The following is a 26080-nucleotide window of genomic DNA, read 5'->3' on the forward strand; positions in this document are numbered from 1 at the left end:
CGCCGGATGGCGGCGGCACCCTGATCGTCCTGCAGGAGGAGCGCATCCGGGGCCGAACAGTGCGGTAATGGAACCGAGGCCCGTACTGTGGGGTCTGTAGATGTGCTGGAGCCGAAGCCCGATGTAACTCGGTCAGAAGGGGGCGCGCGAGGCCCATGAGCGGTGTCATGAAGCGGATGGGGATGATCTTCCGCGCGAAGGCCAACAAGGCCCTGGACCGGGCCGAGGATCCGCGCGAGACCCTTGACTACTCGTACCAGAAGCAGCTGGAGCTGCTCCAGAAGGTACGCCGCGGCGTCGCCGACGTGGCGACCTCCCGCAAGCGCCTGGAACTGCAGCTCAACCAGCTCCAGAACCAGTCCTCCAAGCTGGAGGACCAGGGCCGCAAGGCCCTCTCGCTCGGCCGCGAGGACCTCGCCCGCGAGGCCCTCTCCCGCCGGGCCGCCCTCCAGCAGCAGGTCACGGACCTGCAGACGCAGCACCAGACGCTGCAGGGCGAGGAGGAGAAGCTCACCCTCGCCGCCCAGCGCCTCCAGGCCAAGGTCGACGCCTTCCGTACCAAGAAGGAGACGATCAAGGCCACGTACACCGCCGCCCAGGCCCAGACCCGGATCGGCGAGGCGTTCTCCGGCATCTCCGAGGAGATGGGCGACGTCGGCATGGCCATCGAGCGCGCGGAGGACAAGACCGCGCAGATGCAGGCCAGGGCCGGCGCCATCGACGAGCTGCTCGCCTCCGGCGCGCTCGACGACCCGACCGGCATGGCCAAGGACGACATCACCGCCGAGCTGGACCGGCTCTCCGGCGGCAGCGACGTCGAGCTGGAGCTCCAGCGGATGAAGGCCGAGCTGGCCGGCCCGGGCGCCGACAAGCAGGCCATCGAGGGCGGCCAGGCGGGCCAGGGCCAGCAGGCCCCGCAGGCGCAGCCCGGGCAGCCGCGTTTCGACAAGCAGTGACGGCGGGCGGCGGCTAGCCTCAGCGGTACCGCCGCACCACCGGGCCCGGTCGTCGCACCGGACCAGCCGCCGCACCGGAGCAGAAGGAGACCGTCGTGATCGTACGGATCATGGGGGAGGGGCAGGTGAAGCTCGACGACGCGCACTTCGTCGAGCTGAACAAGCTGGACGACGAGCTGCTCGACGAGATGGAGAGCGGCGACGAGGACGGCTTCCGGCGCACCCTGAGCGCCCTTCTGGACGCGGTGCGCCGCCTGGGCGCCCCGCTGCCGGACGACTCCCTGGAACCGTCCGAGCTGATCCTGCCCTCCGAGGACGCCACCCTCGACGAGGTCCGGCAGATGCTCAGCGACGACGGCCTGATCCCGGGCTGATCCGCCGCCCGGTCCGCCGGGCGGCCCGTACCACCTCCAGCGCAGGCAGCGCCCCGGATCCCGCACGGGACCGGGGCGCTACCGTTTTCCCGTGACTCCCCTCGCCCCCGGGCAGCCCGGTCCGCGTCCGGGCGGCGGCCCGCTCGCCTGGACACGCGCCCATCCGTACGCGTTCGACGGCGCGCTGGCCCTCGCCGTCGTCGTGGCGATCCTGGTCGGCGCGGTGGCCGAGCCGCACGGCCCGCACGGCCCGTTCGGGCCCCGGTTCGGCCACCGCGAACTGACCGCCACCACCGTGGTCCTCGCCGTCGCCGCGGGCGGCGCCCTGGTACTGCGCCGCCGCTTCCCGCGCAGCGTGCTGGCGGCGACCGCGTTCTGCACCGTCCTCGAACTGCTCCTGGAGAGCGGGGTGCCCCGCGCCCCGGTCTTCTGCTCCGTGGTCATCGCGCTGTGCACCCTCGCCGCCCGCACGGACCGCTCCACCACCTGGCGCGTCGGCGCGCTGACCGTCCTCGGCCTGACTGCCGCCGCGATGCTCTTCGGGGGCCGCCCCTGGTACGCGCAGGAGAACCTCGCGATCTTCGCGTGGACCGGCATGGCCGCCGCGGCCGGCGACGCGGTCCGCAGCCGGCGCGCCTTCGTGACCGCCATACGGGAACGGGCCGAACGCGCCGAACGCACCCGCGAGGAGGAGGCCCGGCGCCGCGTCGCCGAGGAGCGGATGCGCATCGCCCGCGAACTGCACGACGTGGTCGCGCACCACATCGCCCTGGTCAACGTGCAGGCCGGCGTCGCCTCGCACGTCATGGACAGCCGCCCCGACCAGGCCAAGCAGGCGCTGGCGCACGTACGCGAGGCGTCCCGCTCCGCACTCGACGAACTGCGCGCCACCGTCGGCCTGCTGCGCCAGTCCGACGACCCGCACGCACCCACCGAACCGGCGCCGGGCCTCGCCGTGCTGGACCACCTCGTGGACGGCTTCGTCCGCGCCGGCCTGCCCGTCACGCTCGACGTCCCGCAGCCGGCGGACACGCTGCCCGCCGCCATCGACCTCACCGCGTACCGCGTCGTCCAGGAAGCGCTGACCAACGTGCACAAGCACGCCGGCACGGGCGCCCGCGCGACGGTCCGCATCGAGCGGGACGCCGGCACCCTGACCGTCACGGTCCTCGACGACGGCGGCACCCCCGGCCTGCCCTCCGACGCCCGGGAACCCGGCGGCGGCCACGGCCTGATCGGCATGCGCGAGCGGGTCGCCGCCCTGCGCGGCACCGCCGAAACCGGCCCCCGTCCGTCCGGCGGCTTCCAGGTACGCGTACGGCTGCCCCTCCAGACCCCCCAGCCCAGCCAGACCACCCGGGCCGAAGCGCCCACCCGCATCTGCCGCACGAGGGACACCGGATGACCATCAAAGTACTGCTCGCCGACGACCAGGCCCTGCTGCGCAGCGCGTTCCGCATCCTCGTCGACTCCGAGGCCGACATGGAGGTGGTGGGGGAGGCGTCCGACGGCGCCGAGGCGTACGAGCTGACGCGGGCCACCGGGGCCGACGTGGTGCTGATGGACATCCGGATGCCGGGCGTGGACGGGCTCGCCGCCACCCGCATGATCAGCGCCGATCCGGACCTGGCCGCGGTACGCGTGGTCATCCTGACCACCTTCGAGGTCGACGACTACGTGGTGCAGGCGCTGCGGGCCGGGGCGAGCGGGTTCCTCGGGAAGGGGGCCGAGCCGGACGAACTGCTCAGCGCCATCCGGATCGCGGCGGCCGGGGAGGCGCTGCTGTCGCCGGCCGCCACGAAAGGGCTGATCGCCAAGTTCCTCGCGCAGGGGGAGGGGCCGGCCGAGGGCGGTCCCGGGCGGCCCGGGACCGCCGGGCTGGACACGCTGACCGGGCGGGAGCGCGAGGTGCTGTCGCTGGTCGCGGGCGGGCTGTCCAACGACGGGATCGCGGAGCAGCTCGCGGTCAGCCCGCTGACCGTCAAGACGCACGTCAACCGGGCCATGGCCAAACTCGGCGCGCGCGACCGGGCCCAGCTCGTGGTCATCGCGTACGAATCGGGGCTGGTGCGCCCACGGGCGCAGTAGGGGCCGGTCCGCCCACGGGGTGACGGGACCGGTGCGCCCACGGGTGCAGCGGGGGGTGGAGACCGCCGTACTCCGGACGCTGTACGGCGGGTGGGGCGGAAACCGACTTGCGAGCGAGGAAAAGCCGGTGAGGCTTGGCGGATCGTTTAGTCGGGCTCATGACGCCCGCCCGAGGAACGCCGTACACGACGCCGTACGCACCGCCGTACAGAGTCGTCCCGAACCGTCGTCGTCCCGCATGCCGTACAGAACAGAAGAGAGACCCCCACCCATGTCCTGGCTGTCCCGACTCAGCCTCGTACAACGGGGCCTGGTAGCGCTGATGTCGATCGTCGCGATCGCCTTCGGCGCCATCGCGATCCCCCAGCTCAAACAGCAGCTCCTGCCCACCATCGAACTCCCCATGGTGTCCGTGCTGGCGCCCTACCAGGGCGCCTCGCCCGACGTCGTCGAGAAGCAGGTGATCGAGCCCCTGGAGGACGGAATCCAGGCGGTCGACGGCATCAAGGGCGTCACCTCGACGGCGAGCGAGGGCTCCGCCGTCATCATGGCCCAGTTCGACTACGGCAACGACTCCAAGCGGCTGGTCGCCGACGTGCAGCAGGCCGTCAACCGGTCCCGGGCCAAGCTGCCGAAGGACGTGGACCCGCAGGTCGTGGCCGGTTCGACGGACGACATTCCGGCCGTCGTGCTCGCCGTGTCCGGCGGCAAGGACGACCAGGCGCTGGCCGACCGGCTCGACCGCGGCGTGGTGCCCGGCCTGAAGAACATCGACGGCGTCGGCCAGGTCACCGTGGACGGCGTCCGGGACCGTGTCGTCGCCGTCACCCCCGACGACGCGAAGCTCGCGCAGGCCGGGACGACGGCCGCGGCGCTGGGCCAGGCCCTGGAGGCGGGCGGCGCGTCCGTGCCCGCCGGTTCGTTCGCCGAGCAGGGCCGCAGCAACACCGTCCAGGTCGGCTCCGGCTTCACCTCCGTGCAGCAGATCCGCGACCTGCCCCTGACCCCGGCGGCGGGCCCCGGCGGGTCCGGTGGCGCGGGCGGCTCCGGGGGTGCCGCGTCGGGCAAGCCGGTACGCCTGGGAGACGTCGCCACCGTCAAGGAAGAGGCGTCCACCCCCACCTCCCTCACCCGCACCAACGGCAAGCCCAGCCTCGCCGTTATGGTGACCATGGGCCAGGACGGCAGCGCCGTCGACATCTCCGAGGCCGTCCAGGACAAGCTGCCGGAGATCCGTACGGCGCTCGGCAAGGGCACCGAGGTCACGGTCGTCTCCGACCAGGGCCCGGCGGTCTCCAAGTCCATCGAGTCGCTGACCACCGAAGGACTGCTCGGCCTGGTCATGGCCGTGATCGTGATCCTGGTCTTCCTGCTCAGCCTGCGCTCGACGCTGGTCACCGCGGTCTCCATCCCGCTGTCCGTCGTCATCACGCTGATCGTGCTGTGGACCGGCGACCTGTCGCTGAACATGCTCACCCTCGGCGCGCTGACCATCGCCATCGGACGCGTCGTGGACGACTCGATCGTCGTCCTGGAGAACATCAAACGCCACCTCGGCTACGGCGAGGAGCGCCGCGCGGCGATCCTGAGCGCCGTCCGCGAGGTCTCCGGCGCGATCACCTCATCCACGCTGACCACGGTGGCGGTCTTCCTGCCCATCGGCGTGGTCGGCGGCATGGTCGGCGCCCTGTTCGGGTCCTTCTCCATCACCGTGACGGTCGCCCTCCTCGCCTCCCTCCTGGTCTCCCTGACCGTCGTCCCGGTCCTCTCGTACTGGTTCCTGCGCGCCCCGGAGATACCCGAGGGCACCGACCCCGAGGAGCTGCGCCGGGCCGCCGAGGCCAAGGAGAGCGGCAGTCCGCTCCAGCGCCTGTACGTCCCCGTGCTGCGCTTCGCGACGCGCCGCCGCGTCACCAGCGTCGTCATCGCCGTCGTCGTCCTCCTGGGCACCTTCGGCATGGCCCCCCTCCTCAAGACCAACTTCTTCGACCAGGGCGACCAGGACACCCTCAGCGTCAAGCAGGAACTGAAGCCCGGTACCAGCCTCTCGGCGGCCGACGCCCAGGCGAAGCGCGTCGAGAAGATCCTCGGCGGCCTCGACGACATCCAGGACTACCAGGTCACCGTCGGCTCCTCCGGCTTCATGGCCGCCTTCGGGGGCGGCAGCGGCGCCAACCAGGCCTCGTACCAGGTGAAGCTGAAGGACGCGGCGGACTCCGGAAAGGTCACCGACAAGCTCCGCGCCGAACTCGACAAGCTCGGCAAGGACATCGGCGAGACCACCGTCTCCGCCGGAGGCGGCGGCTTCGGCAACCAGGACTTGAGCGTCGTCGTCAAGGCCGCCGACGCGGACGTCCTGAAGAAGGCCTCGGAACAGGTACGGGCCACCGTCGCCGGCCTCGACCACGTCACCGACGTGCAGAGCGACCTCGCGCAGAGCGTGCCCCGCATCTCCGTCGAGGCCAACGAGAAGGCGGCGGCCGCCGGTTACAGCCAGGCCGCCCTCGGCCAGGTCGTCGCCCAGGCGGTACGCGGCACCACCAGCGGCAAGGCGATGATCGGCGACATCGAGCGGGACGTGGTGGTCAAGTCCGCCCACCCGGTCACCTCCGAGGCGGCCCTGCGCGCCCTCCCCGTCCCGACCCCGGCCGGCCCGGCCAAGCTCGGCGACCTCGCCACGATCCGTACGGTCGCGGGCCCCGTCCAGAGCACCCGCATCGACGGCGCCCGGTCCGCCACCGTCACCGCCAAGCCGACCGGCGACAACACCGGCGCGGTCACCGCCCAGCTCCAGACCAAGATCAAGGCCCTGAAGTTGCCGGAGGGCGCCACCGCCGAGATCGGCGGCGTCTCCGCCGACCAGTCCGACGCGTTCTCCTCGCTCGGCCTGGCCATGCTCGCCGCCATCGCGATCGTCTTCATGCTGCTGGTGGGCACCTTCCGGTCCCTGATCCAGCCGCTGATCCTGCTCATCTCGATCCCCTTCGCGGCGACCGGCGCGATCGGCCTGCTGGTCGCGACGGGCACCCCGATGGGCGTCCCGGCGATGATCGGCATGCTGATGCTCATCGGCATCGTCGTCACCAACGCGATCGTGCTGATCGACCTGATCAACCAGTACCGGTCGCAGGGTTACGGCGTGGTCGAAGCCGTCATCGAGGGCGGCCGCCACCGCCTGCGTCCGATCCTGATGACGGCCCTCGCCACGATCATGGCCCTGCTCCCGATGGCCCTGTCCATCACGGGCGACGGCGGCTTCATCTCGCAGCCGCTGGCGGTGGTCGTGATCGGCGGCCTGATCACGTCGACGCTGCTGACGCTGCTGCTCGTCCCGACGCTGTACGCGATGATCGAGCTGCGGAAGGAGCGGCGGGCGGCGAAGCGATCGGCCCGTAGGGCCGGAGCAGCCGACGAGAGCGAGCCCCGTACGACGGAGCCGGCGGGCGTCTGACGCCTCCGGCGCACCTGACTCAGCCCGTCCCAGGAGGTCTCTGGGACGGGCTGAGCTGCGCTTCAGGCCGTCTTGAGTGATGCGATGAAGGCGGTCCAGGCGGGGGTTGGGAAGGTGAGTATGGGGCCGTGGGGGGTTTTGGAGTCGCGTACGGGGATGATGCCGGGGAGGTCTTCGGCGATCTCGACGCAGTTGCCCCCATTGGCGTTGCTGTAGCTGCTCTTACGCCAGCAGGCTGCGCCGGGGAAGTCTTCGGCGACCTCGACGCAGTTACCCCCGCCGGCGTTGCTGTAGCTGCTCTTGCGCCAGCGAGCAGTGCTGGTGTCCGGGCGATGGTGCATGGACCTACCTCTCTGCTGTCTTGAGGGCGGTAATGAACGTGGTCCAGGAAGCGGTGGGGAAGGTGAGTATGGGGCCGTGGGGGGTTTTGCTGTCGCGTACGGGGATGATGCCGGGGAGGTCTTCGGCGATCTCGACGCATTCGCCGCCGTTGGTGTTGCTGTAGCTGCTTTTGCGCCAGCGGGTTGTACTCAGGTCCGGGGTGCTTCGCATGGCCTGCAATCCTCCATAGCCTTTCGGATCAGGTCCGCCGACGCCGGCAGTGAAAGGGAGTTCGCGCGCAGCGTTTCGTACTGCCGTCGCCGCTTCTTCACCATGTCCGGGTCCTCGTAGAGGTGACCGGCCTCGATGCCCTCTTCGTAGGCCACTGACGATCCGTCGGGGAGTGACAGCAAGGTCAGTGCACCGCCCAACAGCGAGTGGTATCCCGCGCTGAAGGGCATCACCTGGACCTTACTCTCCGGAGTATCTACCTGCCTGAGCAGCGAAGCCAGCTGTTCGTGCATGCACTCGTCGGGACCCATCTGCCTACGGAGCAGGCTCTCGTCGAGAATCGCCCAACGATGTCGCGGCGGGTCCGAATGCTGCCGCCATTGCCGGGACATGCGAGCGTTGACGAGATCCTCCACTTGTTCCCTACTCAGGTCCTCCTGCACGCCGAGTGCCGTGCGGGCGTAAGCCTCGGTCTGTAGCAATCCCGGGAGCATCTGCGCTCCGTACTGCTCGATCACCTCGGCTCGCGCCTCAAGCTCCATGTATCGCCGGTACTGATCCGGATGCGCCTCCCGCTTCGCGAGCTGGTACAGCCCGTGGAAGTGCTTGTCCGTTCCGAAGGCCGCGTCCAGCCTGGGTGGCAGGTCAGGAGGCGGCATCAACTCCGCCGTTTCAATGCGCGCCAACGCGCTCTTGCTGGAGTTGACCACGCTCGCCAACTGCACCAGCGACAGCTTCGCGGCCTCGCGGTGGCGGCGTTGTTCGGAGCCGAAGTAGTGGCGGGCGGATACGTACGGGGTCAGGTTCTGCGGCGTGAACTTCACGGGCGCTGCCTCTCTGCCGTCCCATTCCCAACGCTGGGACGGGACGCCCCTGTTGAGACCCACGTCACACGGTGACGATGGTGATGCACACGGTAGTCGCCGGGTGGTCACGGGTTTCGAAGAAGGCGAGAATTCATGTTGCGTCGCATCGTGCGGTCTGCCAAGGCGGTGATGGGTGGATTGCTGCCCGCAGGCGGCCGTCACCGCGCGTCCGGGCCCCCGGCCGCCCCGGCCGGGCGGTACGTACCCGCCGTCAGGGCGCCGCGTCGGCGGCCCGAGATCCCGTTGTGCGGGGAGGCGAGCGCGCTGGTGCGGCCGTACGCCATGTCGCCGGAGGAGTTCCGTACGTGGCGGACGTGCCGCGGTGTCGAGGTGGCAGCGCGATGACGGGGGAGCGGTGCGGTGCGTCGCTGCGGCTGCTGCCGTGGACCACGCCTGAGGGCAAGGCGTGCTACCTCAGTACGGACGATGCGGAAAGCCTGCTGTCCTTGCTCGCCGACGAGGCGGAGGAGGAGGTACTGAAGGCGGCGGAGGAGCTGGTGGCGGCCGACGCCGGGCCCCGGAGACTGCTCGGCGCGCTGCGCGACGTACTGCGCGTCGCGGTCAGCCGGGGCGCTCGGTTGGTGCAGGCAGAGGCGCAGCCCTGTGAGCACGGGGTGACCGAGAGGTGCGAGGGCAAGACGTACTGCGGTGGGTGCCGACGGCAGATCTATCTCTGAGCCGGGGCCGGAGCGGCCGCGGGCCCGTCAACCGCGCTCCAGCCCAAGCCGTGCGCGCACCTCGGCGTGCGGGACCCCCGCGGTCTCGCCGGATTCCTGTCGCGCACGGTATTGCGCCAGCGCCCGGGCGTCCTCCAGGTCGGCGAGCTCCTGGGCGCGGGCTTCGGTGATCGGCAGCGTGGCACTCATGTGCTGAACCGTACTCTTCGCGCCTCTCGGCGGGGGATGCGGACGAGCCACATCAACTACGCTGGCAGCAGCCGTCCGACCGCGTCCGCGATCCGGGATCAAGGCCCCTGACCGCCGTTTCCGAGGCGCCTGGAGGAAGCCGTGACCGCCGAACTCCCCGACTGGATGATCCCGCCCAGGCCCAGTGGCTGGGAAGCCGACGACCTCGACCACCTTCCCCAGGCGCCGCGGCACACCGAACTCATCGACGGAGCCCTGATCTTCATGATGTCGCCGCAGCGGTCCTGGCACTCCCGGCTTGTGGAGAACCTGACGTTCGCGCTGCGGCAATCCGCCCCTGCCGGGTTCGAGGCTGAGCGGGAGATGACCGTCCGGCTCGACAAGAAGAGCCGCCCCGAGCCGGACGTCCTGGTCGCCACCGCCGCGTACGATCCCGACCGGACCTGGTATGCGCCCGAAGACGTTGCCCTGGTCATCGAAGCCGTCTCGGAGGAATCCGCGGACCGTGACAGGTCCCTGAAGCCCTTCAAGTACGGCCAAGCGAAGATCCCCCACTTCTGGCGCATCGAGGACGAGGGCGGCGTCCCCGCTGTCCACACCTACGAACTCGACGGCATGACCGGCGCCTATGTGGCCACCGGCATCCACCGAGGCCGCCTGAAGGTCTCCGTCCCGTTCCCCGTGGACATCGACCTCGACAGCCTCGTGCCCTGACCCCGGGTGCCGTGCGGCGCGCAGCCCCACGTCGCCGTGAGGCTGCGCGCCCAAGGCGTGCCCCGCGCGCTACGGCAGCGCCAGCATCCGCTCCAGTGCCAGCTTCGCGAAGCTCTCGGTCTCCGGGTCCACCTGGATGCGGTTGACGACCTTGCCCTCGGCCAGGGATTCCAGGGCCCAGACCAGGTGGGGGAGGTCGATGCGGTTCATGGTGGAGCAGAAGCAGACCGTCTTGTCGAGGAAGACGATCTCCTTGTCCTCGGCGGCGAAGCGGTTGGCCAGGCGGCGGACGAGGTTGAGTTCGGTGCCGATGGCCCACTTGGAGCCGGGCGGGGCGGCCTCCAGGGCCTTGATGATGTATTCGGTGGAGCCCACGTAGTCGGCGGCGGCGACGACCTCGTGCTTGCACTCGGGGTGGACCAGGACGTTCACGCCGGGTATCCGGGCCCGTACGTCCTCGACGGATTCGAGCGAGAAGCGGCCGTGTACGGAGCAGTGGCCCCGCCAGAGGATCATCTTGGCCGCGCGGAGCTGGTCGGCGGTGAGGCCGCCGTTCGGCTTGTGGGGGTTGTAGACGACGCAGTCGTCCAGGGACATGCCCATGTCGCGGACGGCGGTGTTGCGGCCCAGGTGCTGGTCGGGCAGGAACAGGACCTTGCCTGTTGAGGGGTCCCCCTGTTCGAAGGCCCAGTCCAGCGCGCGCTTGGCGTTGGAGGAGGTGCAGATCGTGCCGCCGTGCTTGCCGGTGAAGGCCTTGATGTCGGCGGAGGAGTTCATGTATGAGACGGGGACGACCTGCTCGGCCACGCCGGCCTCGGTGAGCACGTCCCAGCACTCCGCGACCTGCTCGGCCGTCGCCATGTCGGCCATGGAGCAGCCGGCGGCCAGGTCGGGCAGGACGACCTGCTGGGCGTCGGAGGTGAGGATGTCGGCGGACTCGGCCATGAAGTGGACGCCGCAGAAGACGATGTATTCGGCGTCGGGGCGGGCGGCCGCGTCGCGGGCCAGCTTGAAGGAGTCGCCGGTCACGTCGGCGAACTCGATGACCTCGTCGCGCTGGTAGTGGTGCCCGAGAACGAAGACCTTGTCACCGAGCTTCGCCTTGGCGGCCCGGGCCCGCTCGACGAGACCGGGGTCGGACGGGGCCGGCAGGTCGCCGGGGCAGTCCACGCCGCGCTCGCTCTTGGGGTCGGCCTCGCGGCCGAGGAGGAGCAGCGCGAGCGGGGTCGGCTGGACGTCCAGGGGCTGGGCGGTGGTCACGACACGCACCCTCTCTTTTCGTCTGAGCACGGCCGACGGGGGCCGCGCCGAGGGCCGGCGCTGGCACCGGAACCCTTTTCGTCTATTTGACGTTATCTATCATAACTGCTTCACGTCACTTTGACGATGGGCATCGTGTCGGTGTGACGCATCCCCGTGCACGGGCCGCCCGCGACGGTTGCGCAGTGTGCGAGCATGAAAGACGAAAGAAAGAGAACACGTCGCGCCAGCCGGAATGAATTCCGGGCCCCGTCGGTTGCAGCCGAGGGCAAGCGGTCCGTACCAACCCGGGAGAGATCTAGATGAGCGTTCAGGACGAGACCACCGTCAGCGACGGCATCATCCTGTCCGACGCGGCCGCGTCGAAGGTGAAGGCCCTGCTGGAACAGGAAGGCCGCGACGACCTCGCGCTGCGGGTGGCCGTCCAGCCCGGCGGCTGCTCCGGACTGCGCTACCAGCTCTTCTTCGACGAGCGGTCGCTGGACGGCGATGTCGTCAAGGACTTCGACGGCGTCAAGGTCGTCACCGACCGGATGAGCGCCCCGTACCTGGGCGGCGCCTCCATCGACTTCGTCGACACCATCGAGAAGCAGGGCTTCACGATCGACAACCCGAACGCCACGGGCTCCTGCGCCTGTGGTGACTCCTTCAACTGATCCAGGCGATCGGTAGGACGTACGACGGCGGCGCCCCCTTCGCGGGGGGCGCCGCCGTTGTCGTGTCCGCGCCTGGCGTGCGTACGGCTACTTCGCCGCCGGCACCTCCTTGCCCGTCGACGCGTCGATCACGTCCCGCCCGGCCAGCGGCTTCTCCAGCGGCACCGTCTGCGTGAACTGCTTCGCCATCTTCACGCAGATCTGGTTCGGCTTCTTGTCCTTGCCGATGACCTCGGCCTTCACGCTCTTGCCGGTCTGCTCGGCGGTCGCCGAGTACGTGCTGCACACGCCGCCCCAGAAGTGCAGCTTGAGCGACTTGCCGTCCGCGCTGACCTCGTACGACTCCAGGCCCATCGCCCCGGCCTTGCCCGAGGGCTCCGACGGTTTGCCGCTGCTGGGCGGCTGGGCGGGGCCGGACGGGGCGCCGCCGTCGCCGTTCTTGACGTACTTCGGGTCGACGGCGGGGTGCGTGACCGTGCCGCCGCCGGTCCGCTGGACCTTGTAGAGCCACGAGGGCACCAGCGCCTGTCGGCCGTCGACGTACTGGGCCGAGAGGCCGAAGACCGCGCCGGTCACGTCGACGGGCTTGCGCGCTGCGGCGTTGCCCGCGCACGGCTCGACGCTCGTGGCGTCGGTGCCCTGCTTCTTCTGCGGCTCGGCCGTCGCGCACCCGCCGATGCCGGAGTTCGCGCCGCGGTGCGCGGCGTTCAGCCGCTCCAGCGTCTTCTCGGCGCTCTGCACCGGGTACGTGTCACCCTTGACCGGCCGGGCCAACTGCCCGCTGCCGCCGACGACCTGGCCGTCCGAGCCGATCCGGATGTCGCTCTGCCAGCCGTACGTGGGCAGCCCGCCGATCACCGGGTTGGCGCTGACCGTCCGTACCGCGCCGGACAGGCCGCTCGCGTCCAGTTCGGCGTTGTTCTGGCCGAGCGCCTCCAGCACCGGCTGCGCCGCCTGCTTCGCCTTCTCCGGAGAGACGGCGTCCTTGGTGCTGCTGTCGTTCTGGGCAGAGGTGTCGCCCCCGGGGCAGCCGGGTCCGCTCGCCTGCGAGCCGCTGCCGCCGCCCTTCGGCGCGGTCTCCGCGCAGCCGGTGCCGCCGGGCGTGCCGTACTGCGAGTACGTCCACGCGCCCGAACCGCCCTTGGCCACCTCCAGGACGGGACTGCGCGCGTCCCGCGTCAGGCCGCCCACCTTCCAGGAGTCGCCGTCCGAACGCACCTTGCCGGGCAGGTCCAGAGCCTTCGCCAGCCGGGCCACGGCCTCCTGGGAGACCTCGCCGCGCGGCTGGTGGACCGGGGCGGAGGCGGGCCCCTCGGGCAGCTTGGCCGCGGCCCGGTAGCCCGCGCCCCGCGGGTCGGGCTCGCCGGGCGCGATCCCGTTGTGCGAGCCCGTCTCCTGCGCGTGGCCGTCCAGGGCGAGCGGCGGCGGGCCGCCTTCCGGGCGCGCACCGGCGCCGCTCTCCCCGCCGCCGGAAGCGGAGGAGGCCCAGTAGGCCGCGCCGCCGCCGGCCAGCAGCACGGCCGCGGCCACCGAGGCCGCGATCAGCGGGCTGCGCCGGCGCCGGGCGGTCGTCTCCGGGGTGTCGTCGCTGGAATTCTCCCCGCCGGCCGCGGGGGGAGTGTCCTCGGTGCTCACCGCATCGCTCCTTCGGCTCCGCTGAACAACTGACGCGTCCTCCTCCGTGGGGAGGACGCGGGTTGGACGGAGCCGGCGCGTCAGCGGTTCCCCGGGCCCGGCGGCCGGGCCCGGGAGGGCGCTCAGTCCCCGTACTCGGACATGCCCTTGACCAGGGCCGCGGAGGAGGCGGGGACGCTGATCCCGTGCAGCTCGCGGGCCGCCGGCGCCGGTACCTGGCGGCCGCTGTGCCAGTGCGGTGCCATCCGCGCGCAGTCGCCCAGAAGCTGAGCCATGGACTCCGGTTCGAGCGCGGGGCGAACTGTGGACGAATGTGGTGTGACGCCCTTCACATACTTGGTCATACACGCACCGTATGCATCCTGCGCCGCGCGAAGAAAGCCCTACTATTGGGTAGTTTCTGCTGGTGGGCCGAGATCAGGACAGCCGGTACCGTTGACCAACGTCCGCCTCGTCCTTCCGCCTCCCGCAGGAGCAGACCCGTCGTGCGTATCGCAGTCACCGGCTCCATCGCCACCGACCACCTGATGACCTTCCCCGGCCGTTTCGCCGATCAGCTGGTCGCCGACCAGCTGCACACGATCTCCCTCTCCTTCCTGGTCGACGAACTCGACGTCCGGCGCGGAGGTGTGGGCCCCAACATCTGCTACGGCATGGGCCAGCTCGGCACCGCGCCGATCCTGGTCGGCGCCGCCGGCAACGACTTCGAGGAGTACCGGGCCTGGCTCGACCGGCACGGTGTGGACACCCGCTCGGTCCGCATCTCCGAGGTCAAGCACACCGCCCGCTTCGTGTGCACCACCGACGCCGACCACAACCAGATCGGCTCCTTCTACACCGGCGCGATGAGCGAGGCGCGGCTGATCGAGCTGCACGCCGTCGCGGAGCGCGTCGGCGGCCTCGACCTGGTCCTGATCGGCGCGGACGACCCGGAGGCCATGGTCCGCCACACCGAGGAGTGCCGTACCCGCGGCATCCCCTTCGCGGCCGACTTCTCCCAGCAGATCGCCCGGATGGACGGCGACGGCATCCGCACCCTCATGGACGGCGCCGCCTACCTGTTCAACAACGAGTACGAGGCGCGCCTGATCGAGTCCAAGACGGGCTGGACCGCCGAGGAGATCCTGGCCAAGGTCGGCACCCGGGTGACGACGCTGGGCGCCGACGGCGTCCGCATCGAGCGGGCCGGCGAGCCGGACATCGTCGTCGGCACCGCCGAGGAGAAGGCCAAGGCCGACCCGACCGGCGTGGGCGACGCGTTCCGCGCCGGCTTCCTGTCCGGTCTCTCCTGGAACGTCGGCCTGGAGCGGGCCGCACAGGTCGGCTGCATGCTGGCCACGCTGGTCATCGAGACCGTCGGCACCCAGGAGTACGAGCTGCACCGCAGCCACTTCATGGACCGCTTCACCAAGGCGTACGGGCACGACGCGGCCGCCGACATCCGGGGCCACCTGGCCTGACCGGGGCGCCGTTCGGGGTGGCGGGCCGCGCAGGCCCGCCACCCCGCTCCCGTTCCGCACCCCGGCCAGGCCCCGGTTCCGGCCCGGCTCCGGCCCGGCTCCGGTCACACGAGGCGCCGCACCACGTACGCCGTGCCCTGCCCGGCCGCCCGCTCGCCCACGTACTCCTGTCCCCGCATCCCGCACCACGCGGGAATGTCCAGCCGCGCCGCCTCGTCGTCCGCCAGGACGGTCAGCGTGGCGCCCACCGGCACGTCGCCGATGACCTTCGCCAGCTCGATGACGGGCACCGGGCAGCGCTTGCCGAGGGCGTCCACGACGTGTTCCGCGGCGGGGGAGGGGGTGGCTTCCGGCCGCGCGGCCGCCGGGGCGCCGAGCTGTTCCCGTACGGAGCGGACCGCCTCCGGGAGCATGTCCAGGAAGCGGTCGACATCGGCCTCGGCGGTGCCCGGCGGCAGCGACACCCGGACGTTGCCCTCCGACAGCACACCCATCGCCCGCAGCACATGGCTCGGCGTCAGGGTGCTGGAGGTGCAGGACGAGCCGGACGAGACGGAGAAGCCCGCCCGGTCCAGCGCGTGCAGCAAAGTCTCCCCGTCGACATAGAGACACGAGAAGGTGACCAGGTGGGGGAGGCGGCGCACGGGGTCGCCGACGACCTCGGTGTCCGGCACCGTCTCCGCCACCCGCGTCCGGACACGGTCCACCAGCTCCCGCAGCCGTACCGCCTCGGCCGCCGCCTCTGCCCGTACGGCGCGCAGCGACGCCGCCGCCGCGACCACGGCGGGCAGGTTCCCGAAGCCCGGCACCCGGCCGGACTCCCGCTCGTCCTGCGGGCCCTGCGGCGCGAACCGGGTGCCCTTGCGTACGGCCAGCAGCCCCACGCCCGGCGGGCCGCCCCACTTGTGCGCGCTGGCCGTCAGCAGCGACCAGGCGCCGCCGACCGGCCCCCAGGGGAGCGACTGGGCGGCGTCCACCAGCAGCGGTACGTCCGCCTCCCGGCAGGCCGCGGCGGCCTCCTCCACCGGCTGCTCGGTGCCCACCTCGTGGTTGGCGGACTGGAGGGCCGCCAGCGCGGTGTCCGGGCGCAGCGCGGCGGCGAGGTCCCCGGCGGCCACCCGGCCCGTACGGTCCACGCCGACCTCGGTCACCGTGCCGCCCGCCGCCTCGTGGGCCGCGGCGGCGTGCAGGACGGAGGAGTGCTCCACCGCGGAGTGGACCAGATGGCGGCCGACACGCCGACGCGCGGCGAGCGTGCCGGACATGGCCGAATGCACCGCCTGCGTCCCCGATGGAGTGAAAACCAGCTCGTCGGGGCGACAGCCCACGGCCTCCGCCGCGGCCTCCCGCGCGGCGTCCAGCAGCAGCCGGGCGCGGCGGCCCTCCCGGTAGGGGCGCGCCGGGTCGGCCCAGCCTTCGTCGAGGGAGGCGAGCAGGGCTTCCCGGGCGACCGGGTGCAGCGGAACGGCCGAAGCGGCATCGAAGTAGGACACGCCCCAGACGCTAGCGCGTCGTACGCGTGTCCGGGCGTGGCGTCAGATGGCCGCCGGAGCCCCGCATTCCGGGGCCCGGGGGGCTTCCCCCGGATGCCGCAGCCACCCCTTCGGGGAGCGGTGCGGCGCGTTGGGCACCCTCCCCGCGCGACCCCAAATAGCGTCCAGTAGGGTTTGGTCCGCATAAACATCCAAACCCCTGCCCGTGCCAGGGCCGGCGACCGACCAGCGAGACGGCCGCAGCCGGTCTCGCGGGCGAGACTCTCGGGAAGGCGCTACGTGAGTCCCAACGGCTCCGACCGCTCGTCGCGGCGCCCGATGCGGCGGAAGCTGCCGCAGGTGCTGGCTGCGGGACTGGTCCTGGCAACCGCGACCGGTTGCACATACAAGGACTTTCCCAACCTCGGCATGCCCAATCCGGCTACTGAAGAGGCGCCGCGGATCCTCTCCCTTTGGCAGGGCTCCTGGGCCGCCGCCCTCGCAGTGGGCGTGCTGGTGTGGGGCCTGATCATCTGGAGCTGGATCTTCCACCGCCGCAGCCGGACCAAGGTGGAGGTCCCCGCACAGACGCGGTACAACATGCCCATCGAGGCGTTGTACACCATCGTTCCGTTCATCATCATCGCGGTGCTCTTCTACTTCACCGCGCGCGATGAGAGCGAACTCCTCAAGACTTCCAAGAAGCCCGACCACGTCATCAACGTGGTGGGCTATCAGTGGAGCTGGGCGTTCAACTACCTGGAGAACGTGGACGGCAAGCCCGACACCACGAACATCAACTCCAAGGAACTCTCCGCGATCCCGGACAAGTGGAAGAAGAACGTCCCCGCCGGCGCCGACGGCGTGTACGACGAGGGCATTCCGGGCACGCGGAACCCGCAGACCGGCAACCCGGGTCCGACCCTGTGGCTGCCCAAGGGCGAGACCGTTCAGTTCGTCCTGACGTCGCGTGATGTCATCCACTCGTTCTGGGTGGTGCCGTTCCTGATGAAGCAGGACGTCATCCCCGGCCACACCAATGTCTTCGAGGTGACTCCGAACAAGGAGGGCACCTTCATGGGCAAGTGCGCCGAGCTCTGCGGCGTCGACCACTCCCGGATGCTCTTCAACGTCAAGGTCGTCTCCCCCGAGAAGTACCGGGAGCACCTGAAGGACCTGGCGAAGAAGGGCCAGACCGGTTACCTGCCGTCGGGCATCAAGCAGACGGATCACGCCAGGAACGCGGAGACCAACAACAAGTGAGCATCCTCAACGAACCTCAGGGTGCCGCCGCCGCAACGGCTCCGGCAGCACCACCCGCACGAAAGAAGTCTCCCGGCTCCGTCGTGGTGAGCTGGCTGACGACCACTGACCACAAGACCATCGGTACGCTCTACCTGGTCACCTCGTTCGCGTTCTTCTGCATCGGCGGCCTGATGGCGCTGCTGATGCGCGCCGAACTCGCTCGTCCCGGCACGCAGATCATGTCGAACGAGCAGTTCAACCAGGCGTTCACGATGCACGGCACGATCATGCTGCTGATGTTCGCGACGCCGCTGTTCTCCGGTTTCGCGAACTGGATCATGCCGCTGCAGATCGGCGCGCCCGACGTGGCGTTCCCGCGGCTGAACATGTTCGCGTACTGGCTCTACCTCTTCGGCTCGCTGATCGCGGTGGCCGGCTTCCTCACCCCGCAGGGTGCGGCGGACTTCGGCTGGTTCGCCTACTCGCCGCTGTCGGACGCGGTGCGTTCGCCGGGCGTGGGCGCGGACATGTGGATCATGGGTCTGGCCTTCTCCGGCTTCGGCACGATCCTCGGTTCGGTCAACTTCATCACCACGATCATCTGCATGCGCGCCCCCGGCATGACGATGTTCCGGATGCCGATCTTCACCTGGAACGTCCTGCTGACCGGTGTGCTGGTCCTGCTGGCCTTCCCGGTCCTGGCCGCCGCGCTGTTCGCCCTGGAGGCGGACCGTAAATTCGGGGCGCATGTATTCGATGCGGCCAATGGCGGCGCATTGCTGTGGCAGCACCTCTTCTGGTTCTTCGGCCACCCCGAGGTGTACATCATCGCGCTGCCGTTCTTCGGCATCATTTCCGAGGTCATTCCGGTCTTCTCCCGGAAGCCGATGTTCGGTTACATCGGTCTGATCGCGGCGACGATCTCGATCGCGGGCCTTTCGGTCACCGTCTGGGCGCACCACATGTACGTGACGGGCGGCGTGCTCTTGCCGTTCTTCTCGTTCATGACATTCCTCATCGCGGTACCGACCGGTGTGAAGTTCTTCAACTGGATCGGCACGATGTGGAAGGGCTCCTTGTCCTTCGAGACACCGATGCTCTGGGCCGTCGGCTTCCTGATCACCTTCACCTTCGGTGGTCTGACCGGCGTCATCCTGGCGTCGCCGCCGATGGACTTCCACGTCTCGGACTCGTACTTCGTCGTGGCGCACTTCCACTACGTCATCTTCGGCACCGTGGTCTTCGCGATGTTCGCCGGCTTCCACTTCTGGTGGCCGAAGTTCACCGGCAAGATGCTGGACGAGCGCCTCGGCAAGATCACGTTCTGGACGCTGTTCGTCGGCTTCCACGGCACCTTCCTGGTCCAGCACTGGCTGGGCGCCGAGGGCATGCCGCGGCGTTACGCGGACTACCTGAACGCGGACGGCTTCACCACGCTGAACACGATCTCCACGATCGCCTCGTTCCTGCTGGGCCTGTCGATGCTGCCGTTCATGTACAACGTCTGGAAGACGGCCAAGTACGGCAAGAAGGTCGAGGTCGACGACCCGTGGGGTTACGGCCGCTCGCTGGAGTGGGCGACCTCCTGCCCGCCGCCGCGGCACAACTTCCTCACGCTGCCGCGCATCCGCTCGGAATCCCCGGCGTTCGACCTGCACCACCCTGAGATCGCCGCGATGGAGGCCATCGAGAACGAGGGCCAGAAGGACACGGCGCTCTTCGGCGGCAAGGAGGTCGGCAAGTGAAGATCCAGGGCAAGATGTTCATCTGGCTCTCCGTCTTCGTCCTCGCCATGGCGATCGTCTATGGCGTCTGGTCGAAGGAGCCGGCGGGCACCACCGCGCTGTTCCTCGCCTTCGGTCTGTGCATCATGATCGGCTACTACCTGGCGTTCACCGCGCGCCGGGTGGACGCCGGAGCGCAGGACAACGACGAGGCCGAGGTCTCCGACGACGCCGGCGAGCTGGGCTTCTTCAGCCCGCACAGCTGGCAGCCGCTGTCCCTGGGCGTCGGCGGCGCGCTGGCCTTCCTGGGCGTGGTCTTCGGCTGGTGGCTGCTGTACTTCTCGGCCCCGGTCATCCTGATCGGCCTGTTCGGCTGGGTCTTCGAGTACTACCGCGGCGAGAACCGCACGCAGTAACGGCGGCTCCCGTGCACCGGGCGGGCCCGGACACCTCTCCAGGTGTCCGGGCCCGCCCGTTTGCAGTCCTCCAGCGCGCCGCGGCCGGGGGATTTTCCTACTTTGGGGTCATGAGCCACAGACCACGACACCGGACGGCGCTCGGCTGCGCCATCCTGCTGGCGCCCCTGGCGGCAGGCGCCACCGCCTGCGGCGGTTCGTCGTCGGACCCGCTCTCGGCCGCGCCGTACGACGCCGCCGGGCAGATCTCGGCCAACGCTCCCGGAGACGGCCACAAGGCGGACCCGGACAAGCCGCTGGAGGTCTCCACCACCAGTGACGAGGCCCGGATCACGGACGTGACCGCCACCGACGCCTCCGGCCGCTACATCAGGGGCGAACTGGCGGCCGACGGCAGGCAGTGGCGCACCACCGTCCCGCTGGCCGCCGGCACCCGCTACACCGTGCGGGTGAGCACCGAGGACGAGGACGGCGCGCCGGGCCGCAAGGTCCTCCAGATCGACACCAAGGACACCGGCGACCGGGTGAACGTCAAGCTCGGGCCCGAGAACGGCACGTACGGGGTCGGCCAGCCCGTCACCGCGGCGCTCAGCAAGCCCGTCAAGGACCCCAAGGCCAGAGCGATCGTGGAAGGCGCCCTCAAGGTCCGCTCCACCCCGCGGGTGGAGGGCTCCTGGCACTGGGTCGACAGCAAGACGCTGCACTTCCGCCCGCGCGAGTACTGGCCCACGCACGCCGACATCGAGGTACGCAGCAACCTGGAGGGCCTGAAGATCACCGGCGGGCTGTACGGGGGCGCCGCCAAGCCGGTGAAGCTGCGCACGGGGGACCGGGTGGAGGCCGTCACGGACGCCGCGGCGCACACCATGACGGTCACCCGCAACGGCGAGGAGATCAATACGATCCCCGTCACCACCGGCAAGCCCGGCTACTCCACCCGCAACGGCACCAAGGTCGTCCTCGGCAAGGAGGGCTTCGTCCGGATGCGGGGGGAGAGCATCGGCATCCCGTCGGGCAGCTCGGACTCCTACGACCTGCCGGTCTACTGGGCCACCCGGGTGACCTGGAGCGGCGAGTACGTGCACGCGGCGCCCTGGTCCGTGGGGTCGCAGGGCGCCGACAACGTCAGCCACGGCTGCACCGGCATGTCCACCGGCAACGCCAAGTGGTTCTTCGACACCGTGCGGGTCGGCGACCTCGTCAAGGTCGTCAACAGCGGCGGCGAGACCATGACGCCCTTCGACAACGGCTTCGGCGACTGGAACATGCCGTGGAAGCAGTGGCGCGAGGGCAGCGCGCTGGACAAGAACAAGCCCAGCACCACAGGCGAGCAGGATCAGCGGCCGGGACCCGAGAATGCCGCCCGGCTGCGCCCGCAGGTCTGAAGGCCCCTCAGAAGAGCCCTCAGGAGGCCGCTCATGCCTCCGTGAGCAGCCTGCGGCGCAGCAGCCCGGCCAGGGCGTCCGTGAACTCCACAGGGTCCACAGGATGCGTCACAGCGGCGTCCGCGCGGCTCCACGTCGCCAGCCAGGCGTCCTGCGGGCGGCCGATGAGCAGCAGCACCGGCGGGCAGCGGAAGATCTCGTCCTTGATCTGCCGGCAGACGCCCATACCGCCCGCGGGCGCCGTCTCGCCGTCCAGGACGCACGCGTCGATGCCGCCCTGCTCCAGGGCCGCCAGGACGGCGGGCAGGGTCGCGCACTCCACGATCTCCACCGGCGGCACGTCGGCGGCGGGCCGCCGGCCCGTCGCGAGCCGTACCTGTTCGCGGGTGTCGGCGTTGTCGCTGTAGACCAGCACCGTGGCAGTCGCCTGCATCGTTCCTCCACGCTTCTCGGCGGTACGGCTTCGGGCGGGGCTTCACCCGGACGCCGCCGGGAAGTGCCTCCAGCGCGGATGCTACTGCTCGTACGGCGGCACGCAGGAGGGTTCGGCACGATCCAAGATCTGACCGACGGCCCGTCAGGACTGGTCGGAGCGGGGGCGCGGGGCCGTACGGCGGGCCCCGGGTCCTCCCTTCGGGCGACTGCCGGTGTGGGCCGTACGAGCAGGGCATACGCCCTTGACACACCGAACGGCACCCCCCGGAGTGAGGGCGGGATAAGCGACCGACATAATGTCGGTCGTGGCGACAGCAACGACAGTAGAAACCGGGCACGCGCACCCGTCGGTCAATCGGCCGAACCTCACCAGCGTCGGAACCATCATCTGGCTGAGTTCCGAGCTGATGTTCTTCGCGGCCCTCTTCGCGATGTACTTCACCCTTCGATCGGTGACCGGGACCGAGTATTGGAAGGAATCCGCCGATGCGCTGAATCTTCCGTTCTCCGCGACGAACACCACGATCCTGGTGCTCAGCTCCCTGACCTGCCAGCTCGGCGTGTTCGCGGCCGAGCGCGGCGATGTCAAGAAGCTCCGGACCTGGTTCGTGGTCACCTTCATCATGGGTGCGATCTTCATCGGCGGTCAGGTCTTCGAGTACACCGATCTGGTCAAGGAAGAGGGCCTCTCGCTCTCGTCCGGCCCGTACGGCTCGGTGTTCTACCTGACCACCGGCTTCCACGGACTGCACGTGACAGGCGGCCTGATCGCCTTCCTGCTGGTCCTGGGCAGGACGTACGCGGCCAAGAGGTTCACCCACGAACAGGCCACCGCGGCCATCGTCGTGTCCTACTACTGGCACTTCGTCGATGTCGTCTGGATCGGCCTCTTCGCCACGATCTACCTGATCCGCTGACCGGTCACGCACCGGAACCGCGCATCAGACAGACATAGCCAAAGCATCGACGCAGAAGATCCTGACACCGGGGTAATCCGTGAAAAAGCTCTCCGCACGACGGCGCCATCCGCTGGCGGCGCTCGTCGTCCTACTCTTCGCGCTGGCGGTCACTGGGGGGCTGTACGCCGCGTTCGCGCCTGCGGACAAGGCTCAGGCCGATGACACCGCCCAGTCTCTTGCCATCAAGGAGGGCAAGAAGCTCTTCGCCGTCGGCTGCGCCAGCTGCCACGGCACCGGCGGTCAGGGCACCTCCGACGGCCCGAGCCTGGTCGGCGTGGGCGCCGCCGCCGTCGACTTCCAGGTCGGTACCGGCCGGATGCCGGCGCAGCAGCCCGGCGCCCAGGTGCCGCGGAAGAAGAATATCTACAGCCAGGCCGAGATCGACCAGCTCGCGGCGTACGTCGCGTCGCTGGGTGCCGGTCCCAGCGTGCCGGGCAAGGAGCAGTACAGCAAGGACGGCGCGGACATCGCCAAGGGCGGTGAGCTGTTCCGTACGAACTGCGCGCAGTGCCACAACTTCACCGGTAAGGGCGGCGCCCTGACCAACGGCAAGTTCGCACCGACGCTCGAAGGCGTGGACCCGAAGCACATCTACGAGGCCATGGAGACCGGCCCGCAGAACATGCCTTCCTTCGGTGACGGTTCGCTGTCCCCGCAGAACAAGAAGGACATCGTGTCCTACCTCGGCGCCGTCAACAGCGACGACACCCCCAGCCCCGGTGGTCTGGGCCTGGGCGGTCTCGGCCCGGTCAGTGAGGGCCTCTTCGGTTGGATCGCCGGCCTGGGCGCGCTGATCGCGGTCGCCATCTGGGTCGCAGCCCGGACTACGAAGGCCAAGAAGTCATGAGTGAGACTGGACGACACGAAGACGTGCCAGAAAAGAACCTCCCCGGTGAGCGGGACACGGCTCACGGCGGCGCGGTCGAGCCGGCGGACAACCCGTTCGCCGACCCGGGGCTGCCGCCCCACGAGCCCCGCATCCAGGACATCGACGAGCGGGCCGCCAAGCGCTCCGAGCGCGCGGTCGCCTTCCTCTTCACCCTGTCGATGCTCGCGACGGTCGGCTTCATCGCCGCCTACGTGATCTTCCCGGTCGACGAGATCACCTACATCTGGCCGTTCGGCCACGTCAGCGCGCTGAACTTCTGGCTCGGCCTGACGCTCGGTGTGGCGCTCTTCTGCATCGGCGCCGGCGCGGTCCACTGGGCCCGCACGCTGATGTCGGACGAGGAGGTCGCCGACGACCGGCACCCGATCGAGGCGGCCCCCGAGGTCAAGGCCAAGGTCATGGAGGACTTCCGCGCAGGCGCGAAGGAATCCGCGATCGGCCGCCGCAAGCTGGTCCGCAACACCATGTTCGGCGCGCTGGCCCTGGTGCCGCTCTCCGGTGTGGTGCTGCTGCGCGACCTCGGTCCGCTGCCGGAGAAGAAGCTCCGTACGACCGGCTGGAAGAAGGGCATCCGCCTCGTCAACCAGTCGACCAACCTCCCGCTGCGTCCCGAGGACATCGCGGTCGGCTCGCTCACCTTCGCCAAGCCCGAGGGCCTGGAGGAGGACGACCACGAGTTCAACCAGAAGATCGCCAAGGACGCCCTGATGCTCGTGCGGATCCAGCCGCAGAACATCAAGGACAAGCAGGAACTGGACTGGTCGCACGAGGGCATCGTCGCCTACTCGAAGATCTGCACCCACGTGGGCTGCCCGATCAGCCTCTACGAGCAGCAGACGCACCACGTGCTGTGCCCCTGCCACCAGTCGACCTTCGACCTGGCCGACGGCGGCCGGGTCATCTTCGGCCCGGCCGGCCACGCCCTGCCGCAGCTGCACATCACGGTCAAGGACGGCTTCCTCGAAGCCGTCAGCGACTTCGCGGAGCCCGTCGGCCCGAGCTTCTGGGAGCGCGGATGAGTAACGAGACGAGCGCGACCACCACGCGCCGCGGCCAGGCGCCGCGGGGCGAGCGGATCGCCGACTGGGCGGACGGCCGGCTGGGCATCTACAGCCTCGCCAAGGCCAACATGCGCAAGATCTTCCCGGACCACTGGTCCTTCATGCTCGGTGAGATCTGCCTCTACAGCTTCATCATCATCATCCTGACCGGCGTCTACCTGACGCTGTTCTTCCACCCGAGCATGGCCGAGGTGACCTACCACGGCTCGTACGTGCCCATGCACGGGATCCGGATGACGCAGGCGTTCGAGTCGACGCTGGACATCAGCTTCGACGTGCGCGGCGGTCTGCTCATCCGGCAGATCCACCACTGGGCGGCCCTGGTCTTCCTGGGCGCCATGATGGTGCACATGATGCGGGTGTTCTTCACCGGCGCCTTCCGCAAGCCGCGCGAGGTCAACTGGCTGTTCGGCTTCCTGCTGCTGGTGCTCGGCATGTTCACCGGCTTCACCGGCTACTCGCTGCCGGACGACCTGCTCTCCGGCACCGGCGTCCGGTTCATCGAGGGTGTCATCCTGGCGATGCCGCTGGTCGGCTCGTACCTGCAGATGTTCATCTTCGGCGGGGAGTTCCCGGGGCACGACATCATCCCGAGGTTCTTCACGGTGCACGTCCTGCTGCTGCCCGGCATCATGCTGGGTCTGCTGGTGGCGCACCTGATCCTGGTCTTCTACCACAAGCACACGCAGTTCCCGGGTGCCGGCAAGACCAACAAGAACGTCGTCGGCATGCCGCTGCTGCCGGTCTACATGGCCAAGGCCGGAGGCTTCTTCTTCCTGGTCTTCGGCGTGATCTCGGTGATCGCGGCGGTCGCCAGCATCAACCCGGTGTGGGCCATCGGCCCGTACCGGCCCGACCAGGTGTCCACCGGCGCCCAGCCCGACTGGTACATGGGCTTCGCCGAGGGTCTGGTCCGTGTGATGCCCGGCTGGGAGTGGGACATCTGGGGCCACACCATCAACTTCGGTGTGCTGATCCCGATCCTCATCTTCCCGCTGGTGCTGGTGGCGATCGCGGTCTACCCGTTCGTCGAGTCCTGGGTCACCGGCGACAAGCGCGAGCACCACATCCTGGACCGCCCGCGCAACGCTCCGACCCGTACCGGCTTCGGTGTGGCCTGGCTGACCGCCTACCTCATCATGCTGATCGGCGGCGGCAACGACCTGTGGGCCACCCACTTCCACCTGTCGCTGAACTCGCTGACCTGGTTCGTCCGGATCGGCTTCTTCGTCGGCCCGGTGGTGGCCTTCATCGTCACCAAGCGGATCTGCCTGGGCCTCCAGCGCCGCGACCGCGACAAGGTGCTGCACGGACGCGAGTCCGGCATCATCAAGCGGCTGCCGCACGGTGAGTTCATCGAGGTGCACGAGCCGCTCAACCAGGAGCAGCTGCACACCCTCACCCAGCACGAGCAGCCCAAGCCGTTCGAGATCGGCCCGGAGGTCGACGAGAACGGTGTCGAGCGGAAGGTCAAGCGGACGACCAAGCTCCGCGCCAAGCTCTCGAAGGGCTACTACGGCGAGGACAACGTCATCCCGAAGCCGACCCCGGAGGAGTACAAGGAGATCACCAGCGGCCACGGCCACCACTGATCTCCGCCGTGTGACCCACGGCAG

Annotated in this window: 27 protein-coding genes; 17 read left to right on the forward strand and 10 right to left on the reverse strand. The window is 69.8% G+C overall.

Features of this window, described 5'->3' with window-relative positions; all coding sequences use genetic code 11:
- Positions 1-155 precede the first annotated feature (155 nt).
- The 5 genes from OEIGOIKO_RS30730 (at position 156) to OEIGOIKO_RS30750 (ending at position 6869) form a co-directional block, all read left to right on the forward strand.
- Complete coding sequence (locus tag OEIGOIKO_RS30730; RefSeq protein WP_078624462.1) at positions 156-956, forward strand: PspA/IM30 family protein; 801 nt, start codon at positions 156-158, stop codon at positions 954-956.
- Positions 957-1051: 95 nt separating this feature from the next.
- A complete protein-coding gene (gene pspAA, locus OEIGOIKO_RS30735; RefSeq protein ID WP_125056771.1) occupies positions 1052-1330 on the forward strand; it encodes a PspA-associated protein PspAA in 279 nt (92 codons plus the stop codon).
- Positions 1331-1421: 91 nt separating this feature from the next.
- The gene (locus OEIGOIKO_RS30740) at positions 1422-2735 is read left to right on the forward strand and encodes a sensor histidine kinase (RefSeq protein WP_125056772.1); all 1314 of its coding nucleotides are present in this window, start codon (positions 1422-1424) and stop codon (positions 2733-2735) included.
- A complete protein-coding gene (locus tag OEIGOIKO_RS30745; protein ID WP_125056773.1) occupies positions 2732-3418 on the forward strand; it encodes a response regulator in 687 nt (228 codons plus the stop codon). Before OEIGOIKO_RS30740 ends, OEIGOIKO_RS30745 begins: the two co-directional genes overlap by 4 nt.
- 271 nt (positions 3419-3689) lie before the next feature.
- The gene (locus tag OEIGOIKO_RS30750; protein ID WP_125056774.1) at positions 3690-6869 is read left to right on the forward strand and encodes an efflux RND transporter permease subunit; all 3180 of its coding nucleotides are present in this window, start codon (positions 3690-3692) and stop codon (positions 6867-6869) included.
- Between the two features lie 62 nt (positions 6870-6931).
- Here OEIGOIKO_RS30750 and OEIGOIKO_RS30755 read toward each other — a convergent pair whose 3' ends face one another.
- From OEIGOIKO_RS30755 to OEIGOIKO_RS43610, 4 genes are all read right to left on the reverse strand, one after another.
- A complete protein-coding gene (locus OEIGOIKO_RS30755) occupies positions 6932-7210 on the reverse strand; it encodes a DUF397 domain-containing protein (RefSeq protein WP_125056775.1) in 279 nt (92 codons plus the stop codon).
- A gap of 4 nt (positions 7211-7214) precedes the next feature.
- Positions 7215-7421 carry a DUF397 domain-containing protein gene (locus tag OEIGOIKO_RS30760; protein ID WP_125056776.1) on the reverse strand — a complete coding sequence of 69 codons (207 nt, stop codon included), beginning with the start codon at positions 7419-7421 and terminating at the stop codon, positions 7215-7217.
- Positions 7400-8245: a DUF5753 domain-containing protein gene (locus tag OEIGOIKO_RS30765; RefSeq protein ID WP_125056777.1), complete on the reverse strand. Its 846-nt coding sequence runs from the start codon at positions 8243-8245 to the stop codon at positions 7400-7402. Before OEIGOIKO_RS30765 ends, OEIGOIKO_RS30760 begins: the two co-directional genes overlap by 22 nt.
- 200 nt (positions 8246-8445) lie before the next feature.
- Positions 8446-8571, reverse strand: a complete 126-nt coding sequence (locus OEIGOIKO_RS43610; protein WP_281288405.1) for a hypothetical protein — start codon at positions 8569-8571, stop codon at positions 8446-8448.
- 57 nt (positions 8572-8628) lie between these two features.
- Between OEIGOIKO_RS43610 and OEIGOIKO_RS30770 the strand changes: the two genes are divergently transcribed.
- Entirely contained in the window at positions 8629-8964 is a 336-nt protein-coding gene (locus OEIGOIKO_RS30770) for a hypothetical protein (RefSeq protein WP_246177642.1), read from the forward strand.
- 27 nt (positions 8965-8991) lie between these two features.
- On the opposite strand, the gene OEIGOIKO_RS30775 is transcribed toward OEIGOIKO_RS30770, so the two are convergent.
- Positions 8992-9153, reverse strand: a complete 162-nt coding sequence (locus tag OEIGOIKO_RS30775) for a prevent-host-death family protein (RefSeq protein WP_125056778.1) — start codon at positions 9151-9153, stop codon at positions 8992-8994.
- A 141-nt stretch (positions 9154-9294) separates the two neighbouring features.
- Between OEIGOIKO_RS30775 and OEIGOIKO_RS30780 the strand changes: the two genes are divergently transcribed.
- Complete coding sequence (locus tag OEIGOIKO_RS30780; protein ID WP_125056779.1) at positions 9295-9867, forward strand: Uma2 family endonuclease; 573 nt, start codon at positions 9295-9297, stop codon at positions 9865-9867.
- A 69-nt stretch (positions 9868-9936) separates the two neighbouring features.
- Here the strand turns inward: OEIGOIKO_RS30780 and nadA are convergent, their stop codons facing one another.
- The gene (nadA, locus tag OEIGOIKO_RS30785; protein ID WP_125056780.1) at positions 9937-11136 is read right to left on the reverse strand and encodes a quinolinate synthase NadA; all 1200 of its coding nucleotides are present in this window, start codon (positions 11134-11136) and stop codon (positions 9937-9939) included.
- Positions 11137-11429: 293 nt separating this feature from the next.
- Between nadA and OEIGOIKO_RS30790 the strand changes: the two genes are divergently transcribed.
- A complete protein-coding gene (locus tag OEIGOIKO_RS30790; RefSeq protein WP_030022062.1) occupies positions 11430-11783 on the forward strand; it encodes a HesB/IscA family protein in 354 nt (117 codons plus the stop codon).
- An 87-nt stretch (positions 11784-11870) separates the two neighbouring features.
- Here OEIGOIKO_RS30790 and OEIGOIKO_RS30795 read toward each other — a convergent pair whose 3' ends face one another.
- Both OEIGOIKO_RS30795 and OEIGOIKO_RS30800 read right to left on the reverse strand, forming a co-directional pair.
- On the reverse strand, positions 11871-13418 hold the full coding sequence (locus OEIGOIKO_RS30795) for a hypothetical protein (RefSeq protein ID WP_125056781.1): 1548 nt from the start codon (positions 13416-13418) through the stop codon (positions 11871-11873).
- Positions 13419-13540: 122 nt separating this feature from the next.
- A complete protein-coding gene (locus tag OEIGOIKO_RS30800) occupies positions 13541-13762 on the reverse strand; it encodes a hypothetical protein (RefSeq protein ID WP_125056782.1) in 222 nt (73 codons plus the stop codon).
- A 141-nt stretch (positions 13763-13903) separates the two neighbouring features.
- On the opposite strand from OEIGOIKO_RS30800, the gene OEIGOIKO_RS30805 reads away from it, so the two are divergent.
- Positions 13904-14878: a carbohydrate kinase family protein gene (locus OEIGOIKO_RS30805; protein WP_125056783.1), complete on the forward strand. Its 975-nt coding sequence runs from the start codon at positions 13904-13906 to the stop codon at positions 14876-14878.
- 104 nt (positions 14879-14982) lie between these two features.
- Here the strand turns inward: OEIGOIKO_RS30805 and OEIGOIKO_RS30810 are convergent, their stop codons facing one another.
- Positions 14983-16371, reverse strand: coding sequence for a cysteine desulfurase/sulfurtransferase TusA family protein (locus tag OEIGOIKO_RS30810; protein WP_125056784.1), 1389 nt, complete (start codon positions 16369-16371; stop codon positions 14983-14985).
- A 279-nt stretch (positions 16372-16650) separates the two neighbouring features.
- Between OEIGOIKO_RS30810 and ctaC the strand changes: the two genes are divergently transcribed.
- The 4 genes from ctaC to OEIGOIKO_RS30830 all read left to right on the forward strand — a co-directional run bounded on the left by ctaC (position 16651) and on the right by OEIGOIKO_RS30830 (position 21120).
- Positions 16651-17613 carry an aa3-type cytochrome oxidase subunit II gene (gene ctaC, locus OEIGOIKO_RS30815; RefSeq protein WP_031004104.1) on the forward strand — a complete coding sequence of 321 codons (963 nt, stop codon included), beginning with the start codon at positions 16651-16653 and terminating at the stop codon, positions 17611-17613.
- Positions 17610-19340 carry an aa3-type cytochrome oxidase subunit I gene (ctaD, locus tag OEIGOIKO_RS30820; protein ID WP_125056785.1) on the forward strand — a complete coding sequence of 577 codons (1731 nt, stop codon included), beginning with the start codon at positions 17610-17612 and terminating at the stop codon, positions 19338-19340. Before ctaC ends, ctaD begins: the two co-directional genes overlap by 4 nt.
- A complete protein-coding gene (locus OEIGOIKO_RS30825) occupies positions 19337-19735 on the forward strand; it encodes a cytochrome c oxidase subunit 4 (RefSeq protein ID WP_030593216.1) in 399 nt (132 codons plus the stop codon). The genes ctaD and OEIGOIKO_RS30825 overlap by 4 nt, the downstream gene beginning before the upstream one ends.
- Positions 19736-19845: 110 nt before the next feature.
- Positions 19846-21120: a L,D-transpeptidase gene (locus OEIGOIKO_RS30830; protein ID WP_125056786.1), complete on the forward strand. Its 1275-nt coding sequence runs from the start codon at positions 19846-19848 to the stop codon at positions 21118-21120.
- 31 nt (positions 21121-21151) lie between these two features.
- Here the strand turns inward: OEIGOIKO_RS30830 and OEIGOIKO_RS30835 are convergent, their stop codons facing one another.
- A complete protein-coding gene (locus OEIGOIKO_RS30835) occupies positions 21152-21553 on the reverse strand; it encodes a hypothetical protein (RefSeq protein WP_031004098.1) in 402 nt (133 codons plus the stop codon).
- 298 nt (positions 21554-21851) lie between these two features.
- On the opposite strand from OEIGOIKO_RS30835, the gene ctaE reads away from it, so the two are divergent.
- The 4 genes from ctaE (at position 21852) to qcrB (ending at position 26056) form a co-directional block, all read left to right on the forward strand.
- Entirely contained in the window at positions 21852-22472 is a 621-nt protein-coding gene (gene ctaE / locus OEIGOIKO_RS30840) for an aa3-type cytochrome oxidase subunit III (protein ID WP_031004096.1), read from the forward strand.
- A 79-nt stretch (positions 22473-22551) separates the two neighbouring features.
- Entirely contained in the window at positions 22552-23361 is an 810-nt protein-coding gene (gene qcrC, locus OEIGOIKO_RS30845) for a cytochrome bc1 complex diheme cytochrome c subunit (protein WP_030020851.1), read from the forward strand.
- Positions 23358-24422: a cytochrome bc1 complex Rieske iron-sulfur subunit gene (qcrA, locus tag OEIGOIKO_RS30850; protein WP_031004094.1), complete on the forward strand. Its 1065-nt coding sequence runs from the start codon at positions 23358-23360 to the stop codon at positions 24420-24422. Before qcrC ends, qcrA begins: the two co-directional genes overlap by 4 nt.
- Positions 24419-26056, forward strand: a complete 1638-nt coding sequence (gene qcrB / locus OEIGOIKO_RS30855) for a cytochrome bc1 complex cytochrome b subunit (protein ID WP_031004092.1) — start codon at positions 24419-24421, stop codon at positions 26054-26056. The genes qcrA and qcrB overlap by 4 nt, the downstream gene beginning before the upstream one ends.
- Positions 26057-26080 lie beyond the last annotated feature (24 nt).

The sequence above is a fragment of the Streptomyces paromomycinus genome (genome assembly GCF_003865155.1).
Classification (GTDB): Bacteria; Actinomycetota; Actinomycetes; order Streptomycetales; family Streptomycetaceae; genus Streptomyces; species Streptomyces chrestomyceticus.

What these genes read in the sequence shown, in the direction of transcription:
- OEIGOIKO_RS30750 (WP_125056774.1), top strand. Translation starts at nt 3,690, where the DNA reads ATGTCCTGGCTGTCCCGACTCAGCCTCGTACAACGGGGCCTGGTAGCG.
- OEIGOIKO_RS30790 (WP_030022062.1), top strand. Translation starts at nt 11,430, where the DNA reads ATGAGCGTTCAGGACGAGACCACCGTCAGCGACGGCATCATCCTGTCC.
- OEIGOIKO_RS30835 (WP_031004098.1), bottom strand. Translation starts at nt 21,553, where the DNA reads ATGCAGGCGACTGCCACGGTGCTGGTCTACAGCGACAACGCCGACACC.
- OEIGOIKO_RS30830 (WP_125056786.1), top strand. Translation starts at nt 19,846, where the DNA reads ATGAGCCACAGACCACGACACCGGACGGCGCTCGGCTGCGCCATCCTG.
- OEIGOIKO_RS43610 (WP_281288405.1), bottom strand. Translation starts at nt 8,571, where the DNA reads ATGGCGTACGGCCGCACCAGCGCGCTCGCCTCCCCGCACAACGGGATC.
- qcrA (WP_031004094.1), top strand. Translation starts at nt 23,358, where the DNA reads ATGAGTGAGACTGGACGACACGAAGACGTGCCAGAAAAGAACCTCCCC.
- OEIGOIKO_RS30755 (WP_125056775.1), bottom strand. Translation starts at nt 7,210, where the DNA reads ATGCACCATCGCCCGGACACCAGCACTGCTCGCTGGCGCAAGAGCAGC.
- OEIGOIKO_RS30770 (WP_246177642.1), top strand. Translation starts at nt 8,629, where the DNA reads ATGACGGGGGAGCGGTGCGGTGCGTCGCTGCGGCTGCTGCCGTGGACC.
- OEIGOIKO_RS30730 (WP_078624462.1), top strand. Translation starts at nt 156, where the DNA reads ATGAGCGGTGTCATGAAGCGGATGGGGATGATCTTCCGCGCGAAGGCC.
- OEIGOIKO_RS30760 (WP_125056776.1), bottom strand. Translation starts at nt 7,421, where the DNA reads ATGCGAAGCACCCCGGACCTGAGTACAACCCGCTGGCGCAAAAGCAGC.
- qcrB (WP_031004092.1), top strand. Translation starts at nt 24,419, where the DNA reads ATGAGTAACGAGACGAGCGCGACCACCACGCGCCGCGGCCAGGCGCCG.
- OEIGOIKO_RS30800 (WP_125056782.1), bottom strand. Translation starts at nt 13,762, where the DNA reads ATGACCAAGTATGTGAAGGGCGTCACACCACATTCGTCCACAGTTCGC.
- ctaE (WP_031004096.1), top strand. Translation starts at nt 21,852, where the DNA reads ATGTCGGTCGTGGCGACAGCAACGACAGTAGAAACCGGGCACGCGCAC.
- OEIGOIKO_RS30775 (WP_125056778.1), bottom strand. Translation starts at nt 9,153, where the DNA reads ATGAGTGCCACGCTGCCGATCACCGAAGCCCGCGCCCAGGAGCTCGCC.
- OEIGOIKO_RS30745 (WP_125056773.1), top strand. Translation starts at nt 2,732, where the DNA reads ATGACCATCAAAGTACTGCTCGCCGACGACCAGGCCCTGCTGCGCAGC.